This is a genomic window from Paenibacillus tianmuensis (assembly GCF_900100345.1).
GTDB classification, from domain to species: Bacteria; Bacillota; Bacilli; order Paenibacillales; family NBRC-103111; genus Paenibacillus_G; species Paenibacillus_G tianmuensis.
In genome coordinates this window covers 22,720-40,078 of the sequence record NZ_FMTT01000051.1, presented here as the reverse complement: position 1 = coordinate 40,078, position 17,359 = coordinate 22,720, and the positions used below count along the sequence as shown (strand labels likewise).

21 protein-coding genes are annotated in these 17,359 nt (G+C 43.9%); 8 read left to right on the top strand and 13 right to left on the bottom strand.

Annotated elements, in window-relative coordinates; all coding sequences use genetic code 11:
• Together BLO51_RS24310 and BLO51_RS24305 are read right to left on the bottom strand one after the other, a co-directional pair.
• On the bottom strand, positions 1-234 hold a 234-nt coding region (locus BLO51_RS24310; protein ID WP_143006971.1), incomplete at its 3' end, for a transposase family protein.
• A 270-nt stretch (positions 235-504) separates the two neighbouring features.
• Positions 505-933, bottom strand: coding sequence for a hypothetical protein (locus BLO51_RS24305; protein WP_090675962.1), 429 nt, complete (start codon positions 931-933; stop codon positions 505-507).
• Positions 934-1,307: 374 nt separating this feature from the next.
• On the opposite strand from BLO51_RS24305, the gene tnpB reads away from it, so the two are divergent.
• The 4 genes from tnpB to BLO51_RS24285 all read left to right on the top strand — a co-directional run bounded on the left by tnpB (position 1,308) and on the right by BLO51_RS24285 (position 4,680).
• Complete coding sequence (tnpB, locus tag BLO51_RS24300; RefSeq protein ID WP_090675960.1) at positions 1,308-2,417, top strand: IS200/IS605 family element RNA-guided endonuclease TnpB; 1,110 nt, start codon at positions 1,308-1,310, stop codon at positions 2,415-2,417.
• A 234-nt stretch (positions 2,418-2,651) separates the two neighbouring features.
• Entirely contained in the window at positions 2,652-3,338 is a 687-nt protein-coding gene (locus BLO51_RS24295) for a sensor histidine kinase (protein ID WP_217266784.1), read from the top strand.
• Positions 3,339-3,407: 69 nt separating this feature from the next.
• The gene (locus tag BLO51_RS24290) at positions 3,408-4,169 is read left to right on the top strand and encodes a hypothetical protein (RefSeq protein ID WP_174551312.1); all 762 of its coding nucleotides are present in this window, start codon (positions 3,408-3,410) and stop codon (positions 4,167-4,169) included.
• Positions 4,135-4,680: an SUKH-3 domain-containing protein gene (locus BLO51_RS24285; RefSeq protein ID WP_245719798.1), complete on the top strand. Its 546-nt coding sequence runs from the start codon at positions 4,135-4,137 to the stop codon at positions 4,678-4,680. The genes BLO51_RS24290 and BLO51_RS24285 overlap by 35 nt, the downstream gene beginning before the upstream one ends.
• A 4-nt stretch (positions 4,681-4,684) precedes the next feature.
• On the opposite strand, the gene BLO51_RS24280 is transcribed toward BLO51_RS24285, so the two are convergent.
• From BLO51_RS24280 to BLO51_RS24260, 5 genes are all read right to left on the bottom strand, one after another.
• The gene (locus tag BLO51_RS24280; protein ID WP_245719797.1) at positions 4,685-5,665 is read right to left on the bottom strand and encodes an ABC transporter permease; all 981 of its coding nucleotides are present in this window, start codon (positions 5,663-5,665) and stop codon (positions 4,685-4,687) included.
• Positions 5,666-5,935: 270 nt separating this feature from the next.
• Positions 5,936-7,063, bottom strand: coding sequence for a hypothetical protein (locus tag BLO51_RS24275; protein ID WP_245719796.1), 1,128 nt, complete (start codon positions 7,061-7,063; stop codon positions 5,936-5,938).
• Positions 7,032-7,904 carry an ABC transporter ATP-binding protein gene (locus BLO51_RS24270; protein ID WP_090675954.1) on the bottom strand — a complete coding sequence of 291 codons (873 nt, stop codon included), beginning with the start codon at positions 7,902-7,904 and terminating at the stop codon, positions 7,032-7,034. The genes BLO51_RS24275 and BLO51_RS24270 overlap by 32 nt, the downstream gene beginning before the upstream one ends.
• Before the next feature lies 1 nt (position 7,905).
• Positions 7,906-8,664, bottom strand: a complete 759-nt coding sequence (locus BLO51_RS24265) for a hypothetical protein (RefSeq protein ID WP_090675952.1) — start codon at positions 8,662-8,664, stop codon at positions 7,906-7,908.
• Entirely contained in the window at positions 8,657-9,211 is a 555-nt protein-coding gene (locus tag BLO51_RS24260) for an RNA polymerase sigma factor (RefSeq protein WP_090675950.1), read from the bottom strand. The genes BLO51_RS24265 and BLO51_RS24260 overlap by 8 nt, the downstream gene beginning before the upstream one ends.
• 237 nt (positions 9,212-9,448) lie before the next feature.
• On the opposite strand from BLO51_RS24260, the gene BLO51_RS24255 reads away from it, so the two are divergent.
• The 3 genes from BLO51_RS24255 to BLO51_RS24245 all read left to right on the top strand — a co-directional run bounded on the left by BLO51_RS24255 (position 9,449) and on the right by BLO51_RS24245 (position 10,840).
• Entirely contained in the window at positions 9,449-9,820 is a 372-nt protein-coding gene (locus BLO51_RS24255; protein WP_090675949.1) for a hypothetical protein, read from the top strand.
• A 15-nt stretch (positions 9,821-9,835) separates the two neighbouring features.
• Positions 9,836-10,162, top strand: coding sequence for an RDD family protein (locus tag BLO51_RS24250; RefSeq protein ID WP_167670317.1), 327 nt, complete (start codon positions 9,836-9,838; stop codon positions 10,160-10,162).
• A 246-nt stretch (positions 10,163-10,408) separates the two neighbouring features.
• Positions 10,409-10,840 carry a DUF2262 domain-containing protein gene (locus tag BLO51_RS24245; RefSeq protein ID WP_090675946.1) on the top strand — a complete coding sequence of 144 codons (432 nt, stop codon included), beginning with the start codon at positions 10,409-10,411 and terminating at the stop codon, positions 10,838-10,840.
• A gap of 71 nt (positions 10,841-10,911) precedes the next feature.
• Here BLO51_RS24245 and BLO51_RS24240 read toward each other — a convergent pair whose 3' ends face one another.
• Positions 10,912-11,181 (bottom strand): hypothetical protein, encoded by a 270-nt coding sequence (locus tag BLO51_RS24240; protein WP_090675944.1) that lies wholly within the window; start codon positions 11,179-11,181, stop codon positions 10,912-10,914.
• A gap of 277 nt (positions 11,182-11,458) precedes the next feature.
• On the bottom strand, positions 11,459-12,247 hold the full coding sequence (locus BLO51_RS24235) for a class I SAM-dependent methyltransferase (protein ID WP_090675942.1): 789 nt from the start codon (positions 12,245-12,247) through the stop codon (positions 11,459-11,461).
• Positions 12,248-12,946: 699 nt separating this feature from the next.
• Here BLO51_RS24235 and BLO51_RS24230 point away from each other — a divergent pair.
• On the top strand, positions 12,947-13,696 hold the full coding sequence (locus BLO51_RS24230) for a class I SAM-dependent methyltransferase (protein WP_090675940.1): 750 nt from the start codon (positions 12,947-12,949) through the stop codon (positions 13,694-13,696).
• Positions 13,697-13,897: 201 nt separating this feature from the next.
• Here BLO51_RS24230 and BLO51_RS24225 read toward each other — a convergent pair whose 3' ends face one another.
• The 4 genes from BLO51_RS24225 to BLO51_RS24210 all read right to left on the bottom strand — a co-directional run bounded on the left by BLO51_RS24225 (position 13,898) and on the right by BLO51_RS24210 (position 17,089).
• Entirely contained in the window at positions 13,898-15,109 is a 1,212-nt protein-coding gene (locus tag BLO51_RS24225) for a macrolide family glycosyltransferase (RefSeq protein WP_090675939.1), read from the bottom strand.
• Between the two features lie 243 nt (positions 15,110-15,352).
• A complete protein-coding gene (locus BLO51_RS24220; RefSeq protein ID WP_090675937.1) occupies positions 15,353-16,099 on the bottom strand; it encodes a DUF2314 domain-containing protein in 747 nt (248 codons plus the stop codon).
• A gap of 85 nt (positions 16,100-16,184) precedes the next feature.
• Positions 16,185-16,559, bottom strand: coding sequence for a hypothetical protein (locus BLO51_RS24215; RefSeq protein WP_143006970.1), 375 nt, complete (start codon positions 16,557-16,559; stop codon positions 16,185-16,187).
• A gap of 5 nt (positions 16,560-16,564) precedes the next feature.
• Positions 16,565-17,089, bottom strand: a complete 525-nt coding sequence (locus tag BLO51_RS24210) for a metallophosphoesterase (protein WP_090675934.1) — start codon at positions 17,087-17,089, stop codon at positions 16,565-16,567.
• Positions 17,090-17,359: the final 270 nt, after the last annotated feature.

The following is a 17,359-nucleotide window of genomic DNA, read 5'->3' as shown; positions in this document are numbered from 1 at the left end:
AAGGGAAGGCACATGCAGATAACTCTTTCTGCCAAAGATGCTCAGATGCCGAATCTTGCGCGGTTTGTTGCGGCCGTCACGCTTCACCTCTTGTTCAGAATGGCAGATGGGGCAAGGTTGTTTGGTGGCTACAGGCAATGCCTCCAGATGAACTTCTTGGGCATCCATCGAGACGATTTTTTGAAGTTTTAGCTCTGGTAATCCGAGCAGTTCGTTGATATACTGGAGTGGCATCTGTCATATCCTTTTGTTGTTTTGGTAGGACTTACAACAATACAGGATTTGCAGATGTTTTTCCATTTTAATCCTCATTCTACACTCATTTGAATTCGTCAACCGCTAATTTTGGTTTTGAGCCGAATTTGCCGCTTCATATAATTCGTAGCTGATGCCCGGCCACTCCAGTCGGGCTTTTTTTCGATTGCTCCTTCCACGTAAAAAAACTCCCCCGGATGATCCGAAAGAGTTTGTTACATCGATGATTCGATTGACAATTAACGATAGTTACACTTCGAAATACATTTTTTCAGCGGCGATGTCGGCATCATATTGAGCCCTGATCCGATCCAGTTCAAATTGATCGAAGGCATGATTCCAGTCGTACGTAAGCAGTTTGTCCAATTCGGCCTTATACGATGGGTATGTCGTGTAGTTAACCAGACTTAAGCGCGACTCCCCGGTTCCCATACCTTTGTAAAAGACCGTTGCCGTTGCAATATCAGCGCGGTGCTGTTTATAGTATGCGTCGAGTTCCCATTGATCGTGAGCATTGTTTAAATCAATGGTCAACTGCTTGTCCAACGCTGTTTTATACGTATCAAACGAGCTGTAATTATGAATATTGACCAGCGGATGGGCGGAAGCGGCGGACGTAACAGCAAGAAGAGACGCGACAACGACGGTAGATAGCAGCAATGATTTCAAACTTTTCACTAGGAATCCCTCCGTTAATTGTATATTTTTGCTACAATGTAATCATATAGTAGAGGGGAAGTCGTGACAATACATTTACCAAAGATTAACAATGTCAATGGGGTTAGCAAAAGCTTGCCCGGAGCATGGGACTGGAGGTATTCTATAAATATTGGATTTTTATGGAAGTCGATGCTATAGTAAAAATATTATCTTGTTGTTTGAGGTGGAACAAAATGATTAAGGATCTATTAGTAGATTTTCTTGATATTTTATCGTTAAGGCTGAGAAGACTCCCTCTTCGATAAGGGGGAGATGAATCAGCATCTCTTGTATATAAATGAGAACATATGTTCTATAATTGTCATGAAATCACCAAAGGAGATAAGTCTCGCATGTTGCATCATAAAGCTTTTCGCTTTCGCATCTACCCTACGGAGGAGCAAACGAGGCTGATCCATCAGATGTTTGGATGTGCTCGCTTTGTCTTTAACCACTTCCTTGCGAGATGGAACGACACCTTCCAAGAAACAGGCAGAGGCTTGTCTTACCAGACCTGTGCAAACGGGCTACCAGCGTTGAAAAAAGTATGGCCTTGGCTCAAGGATGCGGACAGCATTGCTTTGCAATCCGCCGTTCGCAGTCTGGCAGATGCGTTTGATCGCTTCTTTCGAAAGCAAAACGATCCGCCTCGTTTCAAGAGCAAACGCAATCCCGTCCAAAGCTACACCACGAAGTTTACGAACGGCAATATTGCCGTTGCCTGCGATCTGCTGAAACTTCCGAAGCTCGGATGGGTGCGCTTTGCCAAGTCCCGTGAAATCGAAGGACGGATCTTGTCTGCTACGGTGCGTCGAAGCGGCGCAGGCAAGTACTTCGTTTCGATTTTGTGTGAAGTAGACATCCAGCCGCTTCCTCACGTGGATACCGCCATCGGCATAGACCTCGGCATCAAGTCGTTTGCCGTTTGCAGCAGCGGAGAAAACGTTGCGAGTCTGAGGCCCCTGTGCACCTACGAAAAGCAACTTGCGTTTTGGCAGCGACGTTTGTCTCGTCGACTAAAAGGTGGATCTAACTATCTAAAAGCGAAACAAAAAGTCGCTCGCATGCATGAGCGAATCGTTAACGCTCGGCAAGACTTTCTACATCAGCTCTCAACCAAGTGGATCCGTGAAAACCAAACGATCTGTCTGGAAGATTTGCAGGTTCGAAGTCTAATGAAAAATCACAAGTTAGCAAAGTCCATTGCTGAAGCAAGCTGGTCAACCCTTCGCACGATGCTGGAATATAAAGCAACGTGGTATGGTCGCACGATCAGCATGGTCGCGAAAAACTATCCAAGCAGTCAACTTTGTCATGTATGCCAATCGCGCAATTCCGAAGTGAAAAATCTAAACTTGCGAGCATGGACCTGTTCAGGATGCGGCACGCACCATGACCGCGACCACAATGCCAGCATGAACATCTTGCAAGAAGGACTGCGTTTGTTGGCGAAGACCAACTGAACTGCGGGAACCGCAGGGATCGCTTGCTCAAGAAGAGAAGGATGCTTCTCTGTTCGCAAGAATTCCCCACCTCAGCGCCATTAGCGCAGGTGGTGGGAGTGTTCAAGTGCTGTTATTTACCAAAGCCAAGCAAGCGGGATAGATATATCCACCGTTCTCCAAGTCGGTCTTCTTCAAGCGGCCGCCATGTGTATGTCTGTTTTTTTGATGGAAGTAACGATTCATACGAATAGGATGCAAGAACAACTCTTGCATTCAGAAAAATTAAGCATCGCAGGTCACTTAGCCTCTTCTATAGCGCATGAGCTTCGATCGCCTTTAACCGTTATTAAAGGTTTTATCCAATTAGCAATAAGGGATGCGGAAGGGAAAACGGAGCATTATTTGGAAACTACCATTGCTGAACTGAAACGAGTGGAGTTTGTTATCAACGATTATTTAAATTATGCGAAACCGCAGCTTGAAAAAGTTGAAGTTCTTTCGGTCGCAGATGTATTCCATCAAATGAAAGAATTGATTTATCCTTTATCCCAAATGAATAATGTAAGGGTAGAAATGAATTCGGAAGCCGATCTTTGGGTTAGAGCGGACAAGTCAAAACTAATACAGGCGCTGAATAACGTTGTAAAAAATTCCATAGAAGCGTCAAAGTCTCAGCAGGGGATTGTTTCCATTCATGCCTATCAAGCCGATCAGCTGGATATTTGTATAAAAATTTGTGGTAATGGGTGCGGGATGTCGGGGGAAGAACTGGACAAATTGGGAACTCCTTTTTATTCCACGCAAAACAACGGAACGGGACTTGGATTAATGGTAACCTTTAAAATTATCAAAGCATTCGATGGAAAAATAGACTTTAAAAGTGAGAAAGGCAAAGGAACCGAGGTAAGTATATTGATGCCGATGATTACGAATTGTTGAAATGGAAGCAGGATACGTTAATACTGGAAAACGAGACGAGAGATTCCGATAAATTAAAGGTGATTTAAAATGAAACTGCATTTCGTAAAAAAAGAAATCAATCTGCCGGCGAAAAAATATATTGTTTTCATCCCTAACTTCTCTACGGATAAAATGTTTGCTCTCGAACATAGGTGTGGAAGTTATATGTTATTCGGAGAACAGAAATCGCTGCAATATTTGGCATGCTTATTTCTTGCTGCAAGTATCCATCGGGACAAGATAATTTATGTGCCTGGCACAACCCGACTGCTCCCTAAAGATTTACACCATTTCTCCGTCTATAACAAAAATCTGGACATGGTATTCATGCACCATTCGATCCAATTCAAGACGAAGCTCTGGAAAGAGATGAAGCAAAGAATGTTTAGAACCAAAGGGGAGCTGAAAAGCTTCGAGTGCAATCCGCGTCAATTTTCAGATTTGGGATATGAGGATTGCAGCCCGTTTACCTACGCGGAGAATAAAGACAAAATTTTGATAAAAAAATACGCCGACACCTTGTTTTTTTATGGGAGCAAGAAAGTATTCGAGGTTGCTTCTGGAGGTTTAGAACCGCTGTCCAGAACCGGAGCCTCTTATTTTATACGGAACGGCGGGCATGATCACGATCATTTAGAGCTTTTTACAGCAAAACATCAAGGATTGTGTGTTGATTTCTACGATGAGGCGTTATGGCGTAAATCGCAGCACGATCGCCAAGAAGGAAGGAGACCAAATGAAACCAAATACTCAGAAGCTCAGCAGACGGGAACAAATGAGATTGCTGCTGAAAAAAGCGGGATGGTATAAAGGCAGACATGTGGATATTTCAGGCTTTGAGCACCGCTGTAAGGAGGAAGGCATCAAGTTATTCAGCAGTGCGAAAGCGTTTCTTCAAGAGTTTTCCGGTATAGACGACAGTGTCTTTTTCAAATATTATCTGGACGAACCGAATAGTGGTTTTGCCGATGCATGGCATGATTACACCTTTAACTTTATTCCGGACGCCCTTGCCGAAATTAGCTGCCCTGAGGATTATAGGGAAATTGTGAGCTTTGCGGACGAGGACTGCTTTTGTTTAGGCGAATCGGGGTATTATTACCCCGCTGTCGTGGCGATTGGGCGATCCGGCAAGCTGTATTTTAAGCATGATTACGAAGATGTGGTCCGTGTCTTTGATACGCTGCTCGACAGCATGGAGCACGAACTGAAGGGCCATAATCTCGTCATCTCGACACTGTACGAGAAAAATGAAGTTTTACTTCCCACCCCAAAGGGAAAGCAATTGTTTCCTGTCAAACGGCCGAACCCTTTTGTATAAGTTGTTAGGACATCAGGATATCCCGCTTCTTCTCCCTCTTCCACATCAGCATTATAAATATTACAGCGACAACAGCCATCACGCTGTATGAGGTCGGTACGACCCATTGCGGCATCCACAGGCTGATGATGTTAGTCAGCAAATAAGATAACCCGTACATCATCATTCCGAAAACGAACGGAATTTGAATGCCGATTAAGGAAACATAATTCGGCATGATGCTTGAGAAAGCCATCGCAAGCAGGGTGAAAACAAATCCCAAAAGATAGATCGCTATAACGGTCAGCGCAATGTATTGCAAAAACGTAGGATCGTACCAAGAGAATTCGCCAATCATCGCATGGACCGGCACTTCGAAAAACATGGAGGTATGATTTCGCGCGTAGAAGCCGAAATAGACGGTCAGCAGGGCGGTTATCACGACGAAGGCCGAGATCAGTCCCGCCGCCGCTTTCGTCTTGTACAGCTCCCGGCCCTTTTTCGCCGCATATTGCAATTCAAGCATTTTTCCTGCGCGGTCCTTGATAAAAACCGGAGATACAACCAGCACGATGCTTATCATAATCGCAATCGCAACCGGGATGATAAAGTCTTTGAAGTTCGCCATCACCACTTCCGAATACACCTGATAGTACCCGGCCTTTATGGACTGTTCCAAGTGCGCCTGTTGCTTCGCGTCCATGTGGTTTTTATAGGCATCGAGCACTGCTCCCTTACGATCGTGGAAACCAATGAGCCTTTTTCGCTCCTGAAGCTCCCAAAACGTATCTACTTTTTCCTCGATCATCACCTTGCTATGAAGCGCTCCCTGCTTCTCGTTATTCCTGTCTATGTTGAGGAAATCCTCGTAAGACCGAATGCCCGCCTCCGCAAATTCTTTTCTCGACTGCAAATAACGGTCTGCTTCCTGGACCTGTGCTCGGTACGTCTTTTTAAAGTCGGCCAATTCCGCTTCGTCCATGTCCGCTCCGTATTTCATAACCATGTCCACGCCAATGCGATATGAATCAAGGGTTGGCCTTCCGTTAGGAAAATAAGTGATATGAAACTTAATCACAAGAAAGAATAGTACGATATTCACAACGAAAAGCAGAAGGAGGATTTTCCAGCTCCATATTTTCTTGATTTCATTCCATAATATCCGCATCACGCTGCTCCTTAGTAAATGTCTTGTTTTTTAAACCGTTGTAACATAAAAATACACAAGGCGCCTGTTATTATCGTCCAACTGCCGATCGTGAACCATTCGTAGCTTTTAAACATCGTTAACCCGCCGTTGCCCATAAACCATAAATGCGGATTCATGAGCAGAACGGAAAGATTGTATGCCGCAATGAAAATCATGCTTGAAGACATGGGCATGATTCCGGGTGCAAGCAAAGCTGCTGCAAACAGCGTCGCAAAGAGAAAAAAAGCGAAATAGCTGTTTTTCACAACCGTCGAAATGAAAAAATACCATCGCCGATAGGAGCAGCATGCACACATATAGCAGCAGGATGCTGCCCGACAGATAAGCCGCGAACGACACATTCCACCACGAGACATACGGAAGTGTATCCACCCGGCCTTCCCAATTAAAGGCGCTGCTGATCGGGCTGTTCCACAAGTGCGAGTAGTCGAACACAGAGAAGTAAGCTCCCAAAGTAACGGCCGCAATAACCGTCACCATTCCGGCTGCCGTCAACAAGGAAGCGGCAAGCTTGTCGATCATCAGCGACCGTCCCCTTCGTGTGGAATAGGCGACCAGGAAGGTTTTGTTTTCGAACTCATAATTCGTTATGAAAGCAGTCGTTAACCCAATTAATAGCAGTGACTCAAAGATGATCATTCTAAAGACTGACGCAAACAGAAAGCTGTGCATCCTGTAAGGCTTCCCGGCAAAAAACCACGTTTTATGCTCACCGTTTTCCTTCAGCTCTTCGAACCGCTGCGACAATCTACCGTATTCCTCGGTTAATCTTTCGGCTGCGATGCCGCTGAGCTTGTACTTCCGGATTTCAAACTTCGCAATTTTATTCCAATCGATCCTGGCGTATTCGCTGTCAATGCTTTGTGCCATCTTCCGATACATTGTTTTAAGTTGTAATTGGCTCAGGGCAGGGCCATCACTGCCATGCGGCCGGGCAATATCGGTCTTCAGATCTTTTTCAAGCTGCAGCAAGGCTTCATCCGTAATGCGTGTATCATAGGTTTTCGCCAATTCGTTCGCTACCTTTAATTCATCGCGAGTGTTGGAGTTGCTGAAAATGAAAAAAAGATTGAACGCCGAGAACAATACCATAAGCGTAATAAGAATCGGCGCTGTGAAGGCTTTTTTGCATTCATGGATACAGATTCGCACCGCCGCATCCTCATCCTTCCGCTTCGACGTCGCGATATTCATACAGGAAGACGTCTTCCAGATGAGGCGTAACCGGCTGCCACGAGTCCTCCGCTTTACCGGGATGGACAAAGCGCATGTACATGATGCCTTTATCCTGTTTTTCGGACAGGACGACAACATGGCTGCGGAATGACTCCATTTGCTCGTAAGGGATGGATGCCTCGTATACCTGTCCGTCGAGAGAATGGCAGATGGTGTTAACCGTATCTTTATATAAAATGCGCTGGTTTTTGACCATGATGATTTCATTAGCGATCGATTCGATATCCGAAACGATATGCGTGGAAATAATGACGAGCCGGTTCCGGGCAAGCTCTGTGAGCAAATGCCGGAATCGGGCGCGTTCCTTCGGGTCCAAGCCGGCCGTGGGCTCGTCGAGAATAAGAATTTGCGGATCGTTCAAAAGTGCCTGGGCAATACCAACACGCTGAATCATGCCGCCAGAAAATTTCTTCATTTTTTTTCCAGATACCTCACTTAACGCGACTTTGTCCAATAGCTCCGTGATGATTCCGGCAGCCTCTTTTTTGCCGATGCCTTTCAACGCCGCTAAGTACGATAAATATTGCTTAGGCGAGTAGTTTTTGTAAAAGCCGAATTGCTGAGGCAAATAGCCAAGCCGCTCGCGGTAAGCTTCCCCCATATCGGAAATGTTTTTGCCGTCGCACAAAATTTCCCCTTGGCTTGGCGCGATCAAGGTGACAAGCATCTTGATCAATGTCGTTTTTCCGGCTCCGTTCGGAGCAAGCAGCCCATAGATCCCATTTGAAAACTCCAAATTAATGTCGGTTAAAGCAGCGTAATCCCCATAGTATTTGCTCACATTTTTGACGACGATCATGTTAATAGTTCCTTTCCGCAGGTTTATAATAGATCAGCTTATTCAGATGCTTAAGGTAACCATACAAGGTGCCCAGCAGGACGACGCCATATACATAAGTCGGCAGATGGAGGAGCATGTCGATGTACAGGCGGCTGCCTGTATACCGCAATGCCAGATTTCCCGCCATCCATCCCGCAACCAGCAGCGCGGCGACAACGGCGGAGCGCCGTTTGATCATGGCGTACAGGAAGAGGAGGGAGTAAGCGAATAGGGCTGTGACGGAAATCATGAACGCTCGGATAAATTGAATGTTTTCGTAGGTCATGACGATAAGGAAAATCATGACGGCATTAACCAGAATGGAGACGACGCTGAACGCCAGCATCCGAAAAGCGATCACTTGGTACACATTATATTTACAGGCCATCTCGACTTCGTAGGTAACGTTTCTGATTTTATTGGCATACGTGTACACCGATAGAACGAGAAATAAAATCGGTGAAGTTGTAAAGATCAAGGAGTACATCTCGTGCGCTTGCGACTGGCCTGGCTGGGGTCCCCAAAACACTAGGCTAATCAAGGCAATGGCCGCTAATAGAAGGAAGACCAGTTCCGAGCGGTCGGAGAATAACGGCCCGAGGCCAACTTGCCGGTACATGGCTTTCAGATGGGATAGGAACGATTCCTTGTGCTCCGCGGCGGCGGAAACGATCTGATTGATTTCGGATTCAATCGTCCGATCGTCCGGCATAGGGATGAAAAATTTCTGTTTATCCATGACGGTCCCCCTCCATTTGTTTTCTTATCCATTTCAATGCCGCATAATATCTCGTTTTCACCGTAGACAGCGGAATCTGTTCACTTTCTGCGATTTCTTGCAATGTATATTCGCCGAATAGCTTCAGCCGTACGATTTGCTGCGAAGCGGCATCCAATTGATTGACAAGCGAAGCGACTTGTTCGACATCTTCTTTATATTCAAGCGACACGGCCGGATCATGCCCGTCTTCAAGCTCGTAATCCTCAAGGGATTCGACGATTTGCATGTAGCGGTAACTTTTCGACCTGTAATAATCGACGAGCCGATGGGAGGCCAGCTTATAGACCCAAGTCCGGAATGACGCTTTGCCGCTGTCGTAGCTTTTAATCGACTTGAGAACGCTAATAAAAATTTCCTGTGCGAGATCAAGCGACAGCTCCCCATCGAGCGTCTGCTTATAAATAAAGGCGTACATTTCTTTGTAATATTTCGAAACGAGTCGATTCGCCGCCGGGTCCTTGACGTTTCTTTTTAGCTTTGTAATCCAGCGCTGCTCGCTGTCCATAGTTCACCTCGTAAGTTCATTGCGGCTTATAGGTATATTCGTAATAAGTCTGCAAATAGTTTGCAAGCGAAGAAAAAAAGAGGGGCTGCCGCCTCCTCTCGGAGTTGGCCCCCGTTGTATGTTGATTATTGAAGTCCCGAAACCCCGGGATGTGGTATAATTTTACTACTGTTCAAATCTGTAATAAAGGGGTCTGTAGGTGAAAATGGAGGCCAAGATTCTGAAGGGGGTTGAAATATGGGCATAAGCAAAAAGAATAGAAGAAAAATTATTCGTCAAGGCAAAGTGTTTTATTGGTACGTTAATCCAGATTATGATGATGCGGGGAAAATCAAAGTTCATATCTTATCTGAAGATAAGAAATTTATAGTTGCGTATGAGATTGGACAAGTAAGCAGGATGGGAAAAAGTCCGTATTTGGTTGTAATAGGTCAAGAGTTTAACGGATATAGTTTACAGCGCACCGGCTACATCAGAGCGTGGACACCCGCATGGGACGATTTTCCCGCCACACCATTGTTAGTAGGAAAAATAATCGATTGGTGCTATTCGGAGAAACAGGAGATTGTATTGGTCGACTGGAAGGGCGAGTTAATTTCGGGTGTTTGATGAGGAGGAAGATTGTTGATCAACATAGATTCTTTAGCGGAGAATGCTTCCAACGGATCGCCTCCGGCTCCAAGACCATGGATCCGGTTCTGGGCAAGAAGCTTCGATTTTTATACATTTAGCATCACTGTCGGTTTCCTATGGGCTCTTATTGATATTGAAAGTCTGGATAATGTAAACAATACGTTGCTATCGATCCTGTTAACCTTTAGTTGGTTGTTTGTAGAAGGGGCCTGCTTAGCCATCTTTGGGACGACGTTGGGGAAATGGATGTTGAAGATTACTATTTTGAAATCATCAAGGACAGAAATTATCAACGTCCCAAGCGTTTCAGCGCAGTAGACTGGTTTGGTGGAGAGGGACGGGGCTCGGTATAGGAATAGCCCAATTAATAGCGTGTATTCTTGGCCATTCTCGACTAGTAAGAGAAGGAATGACAACATGGGATCGGGATATGGGCAATACGATCGTCCACGGCAAAGTTAGCTGGTGGAGAGGCTTGTTTGTCGTAACCGCTATTGTATCGATGTTTGCTTTTAGCGTATATGGTTATTTCCTTTAAAATAATAGAACAGGAGAAGAGATAATATGACCAATGTGGAGATCCATGATGAGTTCTGGGGAAATATTATTAAAGACCGGGATATAGATTTTTATTCATGCTGGAAGCTTTTGAAGGGGAAAGAAATCGAAATTGCGTTCGCGTTAGATCCGGGTGAAGACGATCTGCACGAAATCATAGATCATGCAAAAGAAATTTTTTCTCGAATAGAAGAGAACGATATGATGTTTAGAGAGTATGCCGCCGGTGAAGTGCTAAGTAATTATCGTGAATACATAGTAAAAGGGGCAGCTATTACAAAAGAAGAGATAGTGAATCGAATGCAGATCGAGTGTTTGGTTGTCGATTCAGAAGGCTTTACCTTGAGCTATGAAGACGATGGCATTTGCGGCGATCATATCATTAATGTATTAGTAGATGAGCATGGGGAACCTTGCGGTGTAAATATAGCGGGATAAACCACGAATGACGAGAGATGATCCATAGTGAGCCCGAAAGATAGCCCCTTTTCTCAAGGAAAGGGGCTCAATCAATGGAAATACCCGATTACCTCGCTCAAAAGCATATACTCAAGAGCAACGACGGCAAGACACAATAATATATACATCCGCAATTTGAAGGTGCCCCATTGGTCCTGCCAGTACTTCCCCCTAAAAAATGAGATAAGGTTAGGCGTAAAAGAATATTTGATCGATTCGTCAAAATCTTCGGGATCGGAAAAAATCAGTTTATAAACGAAACGATATACCGGGAAATTAATAATCACCAAGGCAATAATGAATATGCCATTCCAGTCCATGCAATCCCTCCGTTCCTCGCTATATATAACGCGTATACAGAGGGGAGGGTTACGGTCTTATCCGAGAAATCGTGTCTGAACTTGCCTTAAGAGGGGTATTCAATATTATCGAGAAGGCGGGTTTCAATATGGATTTACCATCGTTGAGGCCATGGCAACCCGTCAAGCGGATCTGATGAAATCCGCGCATTAACGCAGGCAGCCCTTGGATCACCCGGGAGATTTGCACGCCATCATTTCAAAGTAACATTGTTTCATAAACGCCGTAAGTCAAATTTTAAACTGTAACCCGCACCAGATAGCGTTCAAACGTGACGGGTAAGCCCTCTTGTGCGGCGTTTATTTCGAATCTCCGCGTAACTTCGGTGAAGCATTTCTCCATCACCCATTCGTGAATGGAGGGTGTTTGACCGAAGCAGCACATTCGGATCACATCAACAGGCTCATGGAAGTATTCCATACTTCTCACCGTTTCAATCTCGGCATGTCCCAGGCCGCCTTGCTCAAGGCGCTGTTTGAGATTCTCAAGGAGGGGAGTCCCTGCCGAAATCGGCTCAAACAAGTTCGGGAACCATTCCGAAAGTTCCGCCGCTATGCCGTCCCCCGGATGTGATCCGAGTATCTTTCCTCCTTTTTTCACCACTCTTCTAACGTCCAGGTAAGAGGAGGTAGGCCCTCTGCGATTATACGCGGCATCAAATTCATCCGGCTCGAAGGGGAGTCTGTGTTTCGTATTTCCCGTAATGAAGGTCACATTGGATAGATTCGCTTCTTTCCCTGTTTTGATGAAGTCGCTCGTAATATCCAGACCAGTAATATGTTTAACGATGGGACTCCATTGGAGCGTAAATTCTCCGTGTCCGCATCCGATGTCCAATACTTTCCTGCCCCGAACTGCTTGCGATACTTCTTCTGCAAATATGGCTTCGGCGTTAGGCTCGGCAATTGTGGAGTGCCACGAAAACGAATATTGCCCTTTTATTCTCCCGAGCTGCGCATACCATTCGATAGAATGAGGACGCAGCCAGTCCGGGTGGATCCTTGGGTCTAATAAGCTTGCATTCATAAATCACCTCCGAATTTTGCCCGCGGCATCTTCCATCGAATCATACACTTCAATTTCATCTTCTTTGATATGAGAAAGATCGACGATTTGTTCAAGAGGAATGGCTCCCTAATGACAAGCCATTGATCATCCCTGCAGACTGCACCTTCTACGTTAACAATAAACATAGCGTCACATCCCTTCAAGATTCTATAGTGCTAATTTAGCATGATTTCCCTGAAAATGAAACGAGGTTACCGAAATATTATAATGTTCCCATAGGCTGAGATACGGGGGCATATTCCCTGATAAGCTTTAGGAGGAGGATTCCGACCATATGTCCTTTTTACAATGGTACGAGGCTTGGTTGGACGAAATCGTTTCGGAGGTGCCGCTGGAAGAGCGCCGTTTCTATTAGGTCATTTCTGCAATATCATCATGAGAACACGCCTAAGCATCTCAAACTTTTTTTAGAGATGCGTTAAACACAATGTGGCCCCTTGATTGACAAACTCTATTCCAACTATAATTGAATCAATCTTTCTATATGAGGTGAAATGGATGTCCTTCCGTATCGTTCGAGGTATTTAGTTTTCGGGCTGGAAAAAACGCGTACCAGCTATCAAGGGGGAAGTCTGTCCTTTTGATCCAGAAACGATACATCGAATGATACCGGTCATCTGTTCTGTGATTGTAATCCTCATTGGAAGGTGAAAAATAATGAATTCATTAGACTATACAGAATTTTATGATAAAGTTGGAAAAACCAACGGATGGGATTTCAGTAATGTGAAATGTATCTCGGAAGGAATAAAGTGGGACTTCTACAGCGAAGTAACAAAGATATGCAAGAAATCGGATTTGTTACTGGATATTGGCACAGGCGGTGGTGAAGCGATTTTATCAATAGCGGAAGCCGCATTGCTGTTAGTGGGGATTGATCAATCAACTGGAATGATCGAAACCGCAACTAACAATTTGGCCAGTTCAGGCAGAGCGAATGTTCGTTTTCTACAGATGGACGCTAAAAAACTACATTTTCCTGAGCGTTCCTTTAATGTAGTCTCTTGTAGACATTCGGTTTTCTATGCTAAAGAAATAGCGAAAGTGTTGATGAAGGAAGGTATATTCCTGACTCAGCAAGTAAGCGAAAATGACAAGTTAAATATTAAAGAAGCGTTCGGAAGAGGGCAATCGTTAGGGACCAATAGAGGTACATTAAAACATCAATACATTACCGAATTAAGCGAAGCGGGCTTTACATATATACAGTCATTTGAATTTAACGTCGTTGAATTTTATCAGACGGTTGAAGACTTGATGTTTCTTTTAAAACATACTCCAATCATTCCTAATTTCGGACAAAACGAATTTGATTATCCAATACTTCAACAATTCATCACGGAAAATCAAACTGAAAAAGGAATTAAAACCAACTCTGAACGTTTTATGATCATTGCCAGATTATAGGGATTGGAGTCCTGCGTTTATAAAAAAGTGTGTGAGCAATTGGAAGGAACATCTTCTAACCTTAGTTCGGAGTCTTCCGGATTAAGGTTATTTTTTTGGTTTTTGCGCGCCTGGCCAATCTAAAATTTAACGTGAAAAAGGAGACTCCTGTTCAGGGAGTTCTCCTTATCATGCACTCCATATATATGGCGATGCCGCATCTTAGACTTTGGAAAATAAAGACATAATACGGCTTGCGGCTTCTTTGTACCCGCCAGCGTTACGTAAGGAATCCCCAATCTGCCGAGCATGCTCTTTATAAGTAGCTTCGTTCAATATTTGCAACAAAGCAGACTTCAAAGCTGCGGGTGTAAGCTGACTTCTGTCTAAAATAATTCCGGCTCCTAACTCTTCCACCCGTTTCGCAACAATAGGTTGATCGGAGCTTAGTGGAATCATGACAAGCGGCACATGGTAATATAGAGCCTCACTTGTACTGTTCATGCCGGCATGTGTAATAAAAGCATCGGCTTGCTGAAGCACTTCCAACTGGGGAACATACGGCTCAATAATGAAATTATGAGGAATACGGTCACCAAGCGAGTCCAGATTCGTGTCTTTTCCGCAAGATAACACAAATTGAGCCGGAATATCTTGAAAGGCTTCAAAGCAAAGTTTGTAAAATTCAACATCCTTGGTCAAAATACTGCCCATGGAAATGTATACGACTTTGTCATATTGAGATCGAAGTTGTTCAAGCGGAAATGAAGGAGCGTCAAGTCGTGGTGTAATCGAAGGTCCGATAAATATATAGCTATCGTCAAGCTTATCAGCATCGGGTTGGAAATCACGGCTTGTAAATACAACCTTTAACTGACCATACTGGCGGGTAATATCTTCAATGGCAGGTACAGCTACGTTACATTCCCTAGCGATACTCTGGGCAGTCTTCGTTACTCTTTCATAAAGAGCTTCCACATCTAAATCAACTGCATCAAACACTTCTACAATATGGCTTAGAGGCTCAGCAAAAGCCAGATTTGTCACGGAGCAGATCGTCGGGATCCCCAGCTTTTCCCCTAAAATAGCCCCTCCCCAACCAAACAACGAATCAAAAATCAAGTAGTCAAAAGAATCGTTCTCTATTTGCCTTAAGATTTCCGGAATGCGGGGTTCAATAATGCCTCGCAGCATAAAATCAGTGAAGTGAAGCGGGTGTTTAAATTCTGTCGGATTAAAACCAAGCTCTCTAAATACTTGCTCATCCAGTTGATAGGCCCGGAATTGTGCGCCGGTCTGGGCAAGCCTCGCCCGATATTCTTCTGAGCACATATAGATGACTTCTTCTCCGTTGTCGACCAGCTCCTTCACCAATCCTAAGGTAGGATTAACGTGACCTTCTGCGGGAATCGTTACATACAGTACGCGTGCCATTTACTACACCTCCAATATAATACCAAAATGGAACAACCTACTATTTTAGTATAGACGAGGGCAAAGGCAGGATCAAGCGACGTGAAAATAGAACTGGATAGTGAAAAAGCTTAAAGCCAACAGAAGCGATCCAGCAGGAGCAGCGTATTCCCGAACGCCTTAGCGGCCGCGCAAACTTGGCCGATCATTTGCACGACAGGGGACGCTTGCTGCTCCTCAGGCTGTTTGCTCTAAGCCGGTCAATCATTCAAGTATTGGAATAATGTTTTCCCAATTTAACTGTTTAGCATAATCTAAAGCCGTTTTTCCGTTGTAGTTCTTAGCATTTTTATCTACTCCAAATTGCAATAAAACTTCAACTGATGTGCGATTACCTGCAATAGACTCCCTATGTAAAAGGGTATTTCCTAAATCATCTTTTGAAGTTAACTCGCCAGGGTTTTGCTGTAGAAATTCAATCAGCTTCTCTCTCATATTTTTGCTCATTGGATGTTCTTCCAGATTTTCAGGGCGCTCCTGTTGGTTAGTAACAACCCAAATGTCATTGTAGTCACCAAAATCTAGTCCCCAAGCTTCATCATGCTCTTTTCGTTCGTTGTCACTCATTTTAGAACGCATGGCTTGTATAGTAAATCCTCCAAAGGTTTTATCCCCTTGTGTAAAAAGCCAGTCACTAATTTGGCTTAAAGGAACTATGACGGCATCTTCAACTTTAATATTTGTCAATAAGTTCGGTTCATTGATCAATACGCCTTTTATGTTCTCACCATCAAAATCTATTTCATTCACCCACATATGTTCTAGCGTAGGCGTGTCATTATCATCCATAATATGTGAGAATTTAACTTTTACACAAGCTACATCTAGTGCAGGAATGATTCTTCTGTACTCCCATGATAACTCTCTCCAAAAATATTTGAAGGTTTCTTGTGCTTTTTTATATGCCTCTATCATTTTTGGGCTTTCCTCTGCGAAAAAAATGTCTGTCATTGTCTTACTTCCTCCATCCGCATTGAACTCGTCATCCTCATAGCCACTGAAGAACACCCAACCTAGCTCTGTAATGAAATAAGGATCATTGATCAACTAAATAATTTTCAGCATCTACATAGCCAAGTTCCAACAAAAGGTGATTCCCGTTAAAATGATACTGACCGACTGACGCATCGTCCAGCTTGTGATCCAATACATACTGCAACATTTCCGCCACAAAACGAGGTTGATTAAGATTGATCACAATGTTCTCCTCGCCTCTAGTCATAATTAAACCTTCATTTAGCGGACTACCTGCTGTAAACGTATCATGTGCCTTAAAGTTCAGTATAATTCTCAGTTTCCTATTTTCTGTGCATAGCGTTAAGGTCGAATGACATACAAAATCCCGATTTCCTTTGTGATTCCAAAAATAGGTCTGGTTGCGAACAACTATTTTTCTCATGGTTTTTCTCAAACTCCTCACCCCTCCAAAGTCTTCAAGATCTCTTCCATACTCACAGGGGCATACAAATTCGCATCCACTCCAACATCATAGCGTTTGATACCTTGTTCAAGCATTTCAAGGTTATACGAAATATTTGAGTGAATGTGCCCATGCAATTGAATGGAGCCATGCCTTTGTTTATGCCACTCAAGGATTGGATAATGGAATAAAATGAAATGATGATTGCCATGTTTTAGCTCAAAATAATCTTTGATCCAGACGAAGTGGCTTTGGTCAAACGGTTCATCATCAACGAAGTTATCGTGATTCCCTTTGATCAAATATTTCGTTCCATTTAGCTGTGTTAAATAATGATTAGCCACCATACCGCCTTTCATCGTCACATCGCCCAGAATATATACCTCATCTGTGTAGGATACTTTTTGATTCCATTTCTGGATTAATTTACGGTGCATCTCTTCCAAGTTGCGAAAAGGACGATGCGTATGCTTCATGATTTTTTCATGTTCAAAATGCAAGTCGGCTGTAAAATAGATCATCCCGTTCACCTCTCCATATGACAACTAGCACACAGCTTAGCGTTTGGTGTTCTCAATGGCTTGCTACAATATTGGCAAGGATCGCCTAATAAAGATATTCGATGGTGCATTATTACGTTATGATGAACGCCCGAAACCCCGGTCATTCTTTCGTATTCCTTTACGACAGGACTGAATCTCCATGTGCTGCACCTCACTTCTATACTAACATGGATAACCATCTTTTATCTAACCATTCAATGTTCTTGGCATTAGTTCCTATACATGGTT

Excerpts from the sequence above, each read along its gene's own strand:
- tnpB (WP_090675960.1), top strand. The coding sequence starts at position 1,308 with ATGTTGCATCATAAAGCTTTTCGCTTTCGCATCTACCCTACGGAGGAG.
- BLO51_RS24295 (WP_217266784.1), top strand. The coding sequence starts at position 2,652 with ATGCAAGAACAACTCTTGCATTCAGAAAAATTAAGCATCGCAGGTCAC.
- BLO51_RS24290 (WP_174551312.1), top strand. The coding sequence starts at position 3,408 with ATGAAACTGCATTTCGTAAAAAAAGAAATCAATCTGCCGGCGAAAAAA.
- BLO51_RS24285 (WP_245719798.1), top strand. The coding sequence starts at position 4,135 with ATGAGATTGCTGCTGAAAAAAGCGGGATGGTATAAAGGCAGACATGTG.
- BLO51_RS24280 (WP_245719797.1), bottom strand. The coding sequence starts at position 5,665 with ATGGTTATGAAATACGGAGCGGACATGGACGAAGCGGAATTGGCCGAC.
- BLO51_RS24275 (WP_245719796.1), bottom strand. The coding sequence starts at position 7,063 with ATGAATATCGCGACGTCGAAGCGGAAGGATGAGGATGCGGCGGTGCGA.
- BLO51_RS24270 (WP_090675954.1), bottom strand. The coding sequence starts at position 7,904 with ATGATCGTCGTCAAAAATGTGAGCAAATACTATGGGGATTACGCTGCT.
- BLO51_RS24265 (WP_090675952.1), bottom strand. The coding sequence starts at position 8,664 with ATGGATAAACAGAAATTTTTCATCCCTATGCCGGACGATCGGACGATT.
- BLO51_RS24260 (WP_090675950.1), bottom strand. The coding sequence starts at position 9,211 with ATGGACAGCGAGCAGCGCTGGATTACAAAGCTAAAAAGAAACGTCAAG.
- BLO51_RS24255 (WP_090675949.1), top strand. The coding sequence starts at position 9,449 with ATGGGCATAAGCAAAAAGAATAGAAGAAAAATTATTCGTCAAGGCAAA.
- BLO51_RS24245 (WP_090675946.1), top strand. The coding sequence starts at position 10,409 with ATGACCAATGTGGAGATCCATGATGAGTTCTGGGGAAATATTATTAAA.
- BLO51_RS24240 (WP_090675944.1), bottom strand. The coding sequence starts at position 11,181 with ATGGACTGGAATGGCATATTCATTATTGCCTTGGTGATTATTAATTTC.
- BLO51_RS24235 (WP_090675942.1), bottom strand. The coding sequence starts at position 12,247 with ATGAATGCAAGCTTATTAGACCCAAGGATCCACCCGGACTGGCTGCGT.
- BLO51_RS24230 (WP_090675940.1), top strand. The coding sequence starts at position 12,947 with ATGAATTCATTAGACTATACAGAATTTTATGATAAAGTTGGAAAAACC.
- BLO51_RS24225 (WP_090675939.1), bottom strand. The coding sequence starts at position 15,109 with ATGGCACGCGTACTGTATGTAACGATTCCCGCAGAAGGTCACGTTAAT.
- BLO51_RS24220 (WP_090675937.1), bottom strand. The coding sequence starts at position 16,099 with ATGACAGACATTTTTTTCGCAGAGGAAAGCCCAAAAATGATAGAGGCA.
- BLO51_RS24210 (WP_090675934.1), bottom strand. The coding sequence starts at position 17,089 with ATGATCTATTTTACAGCCGACTTGCATTTTGAACATGAAAAAATCATG.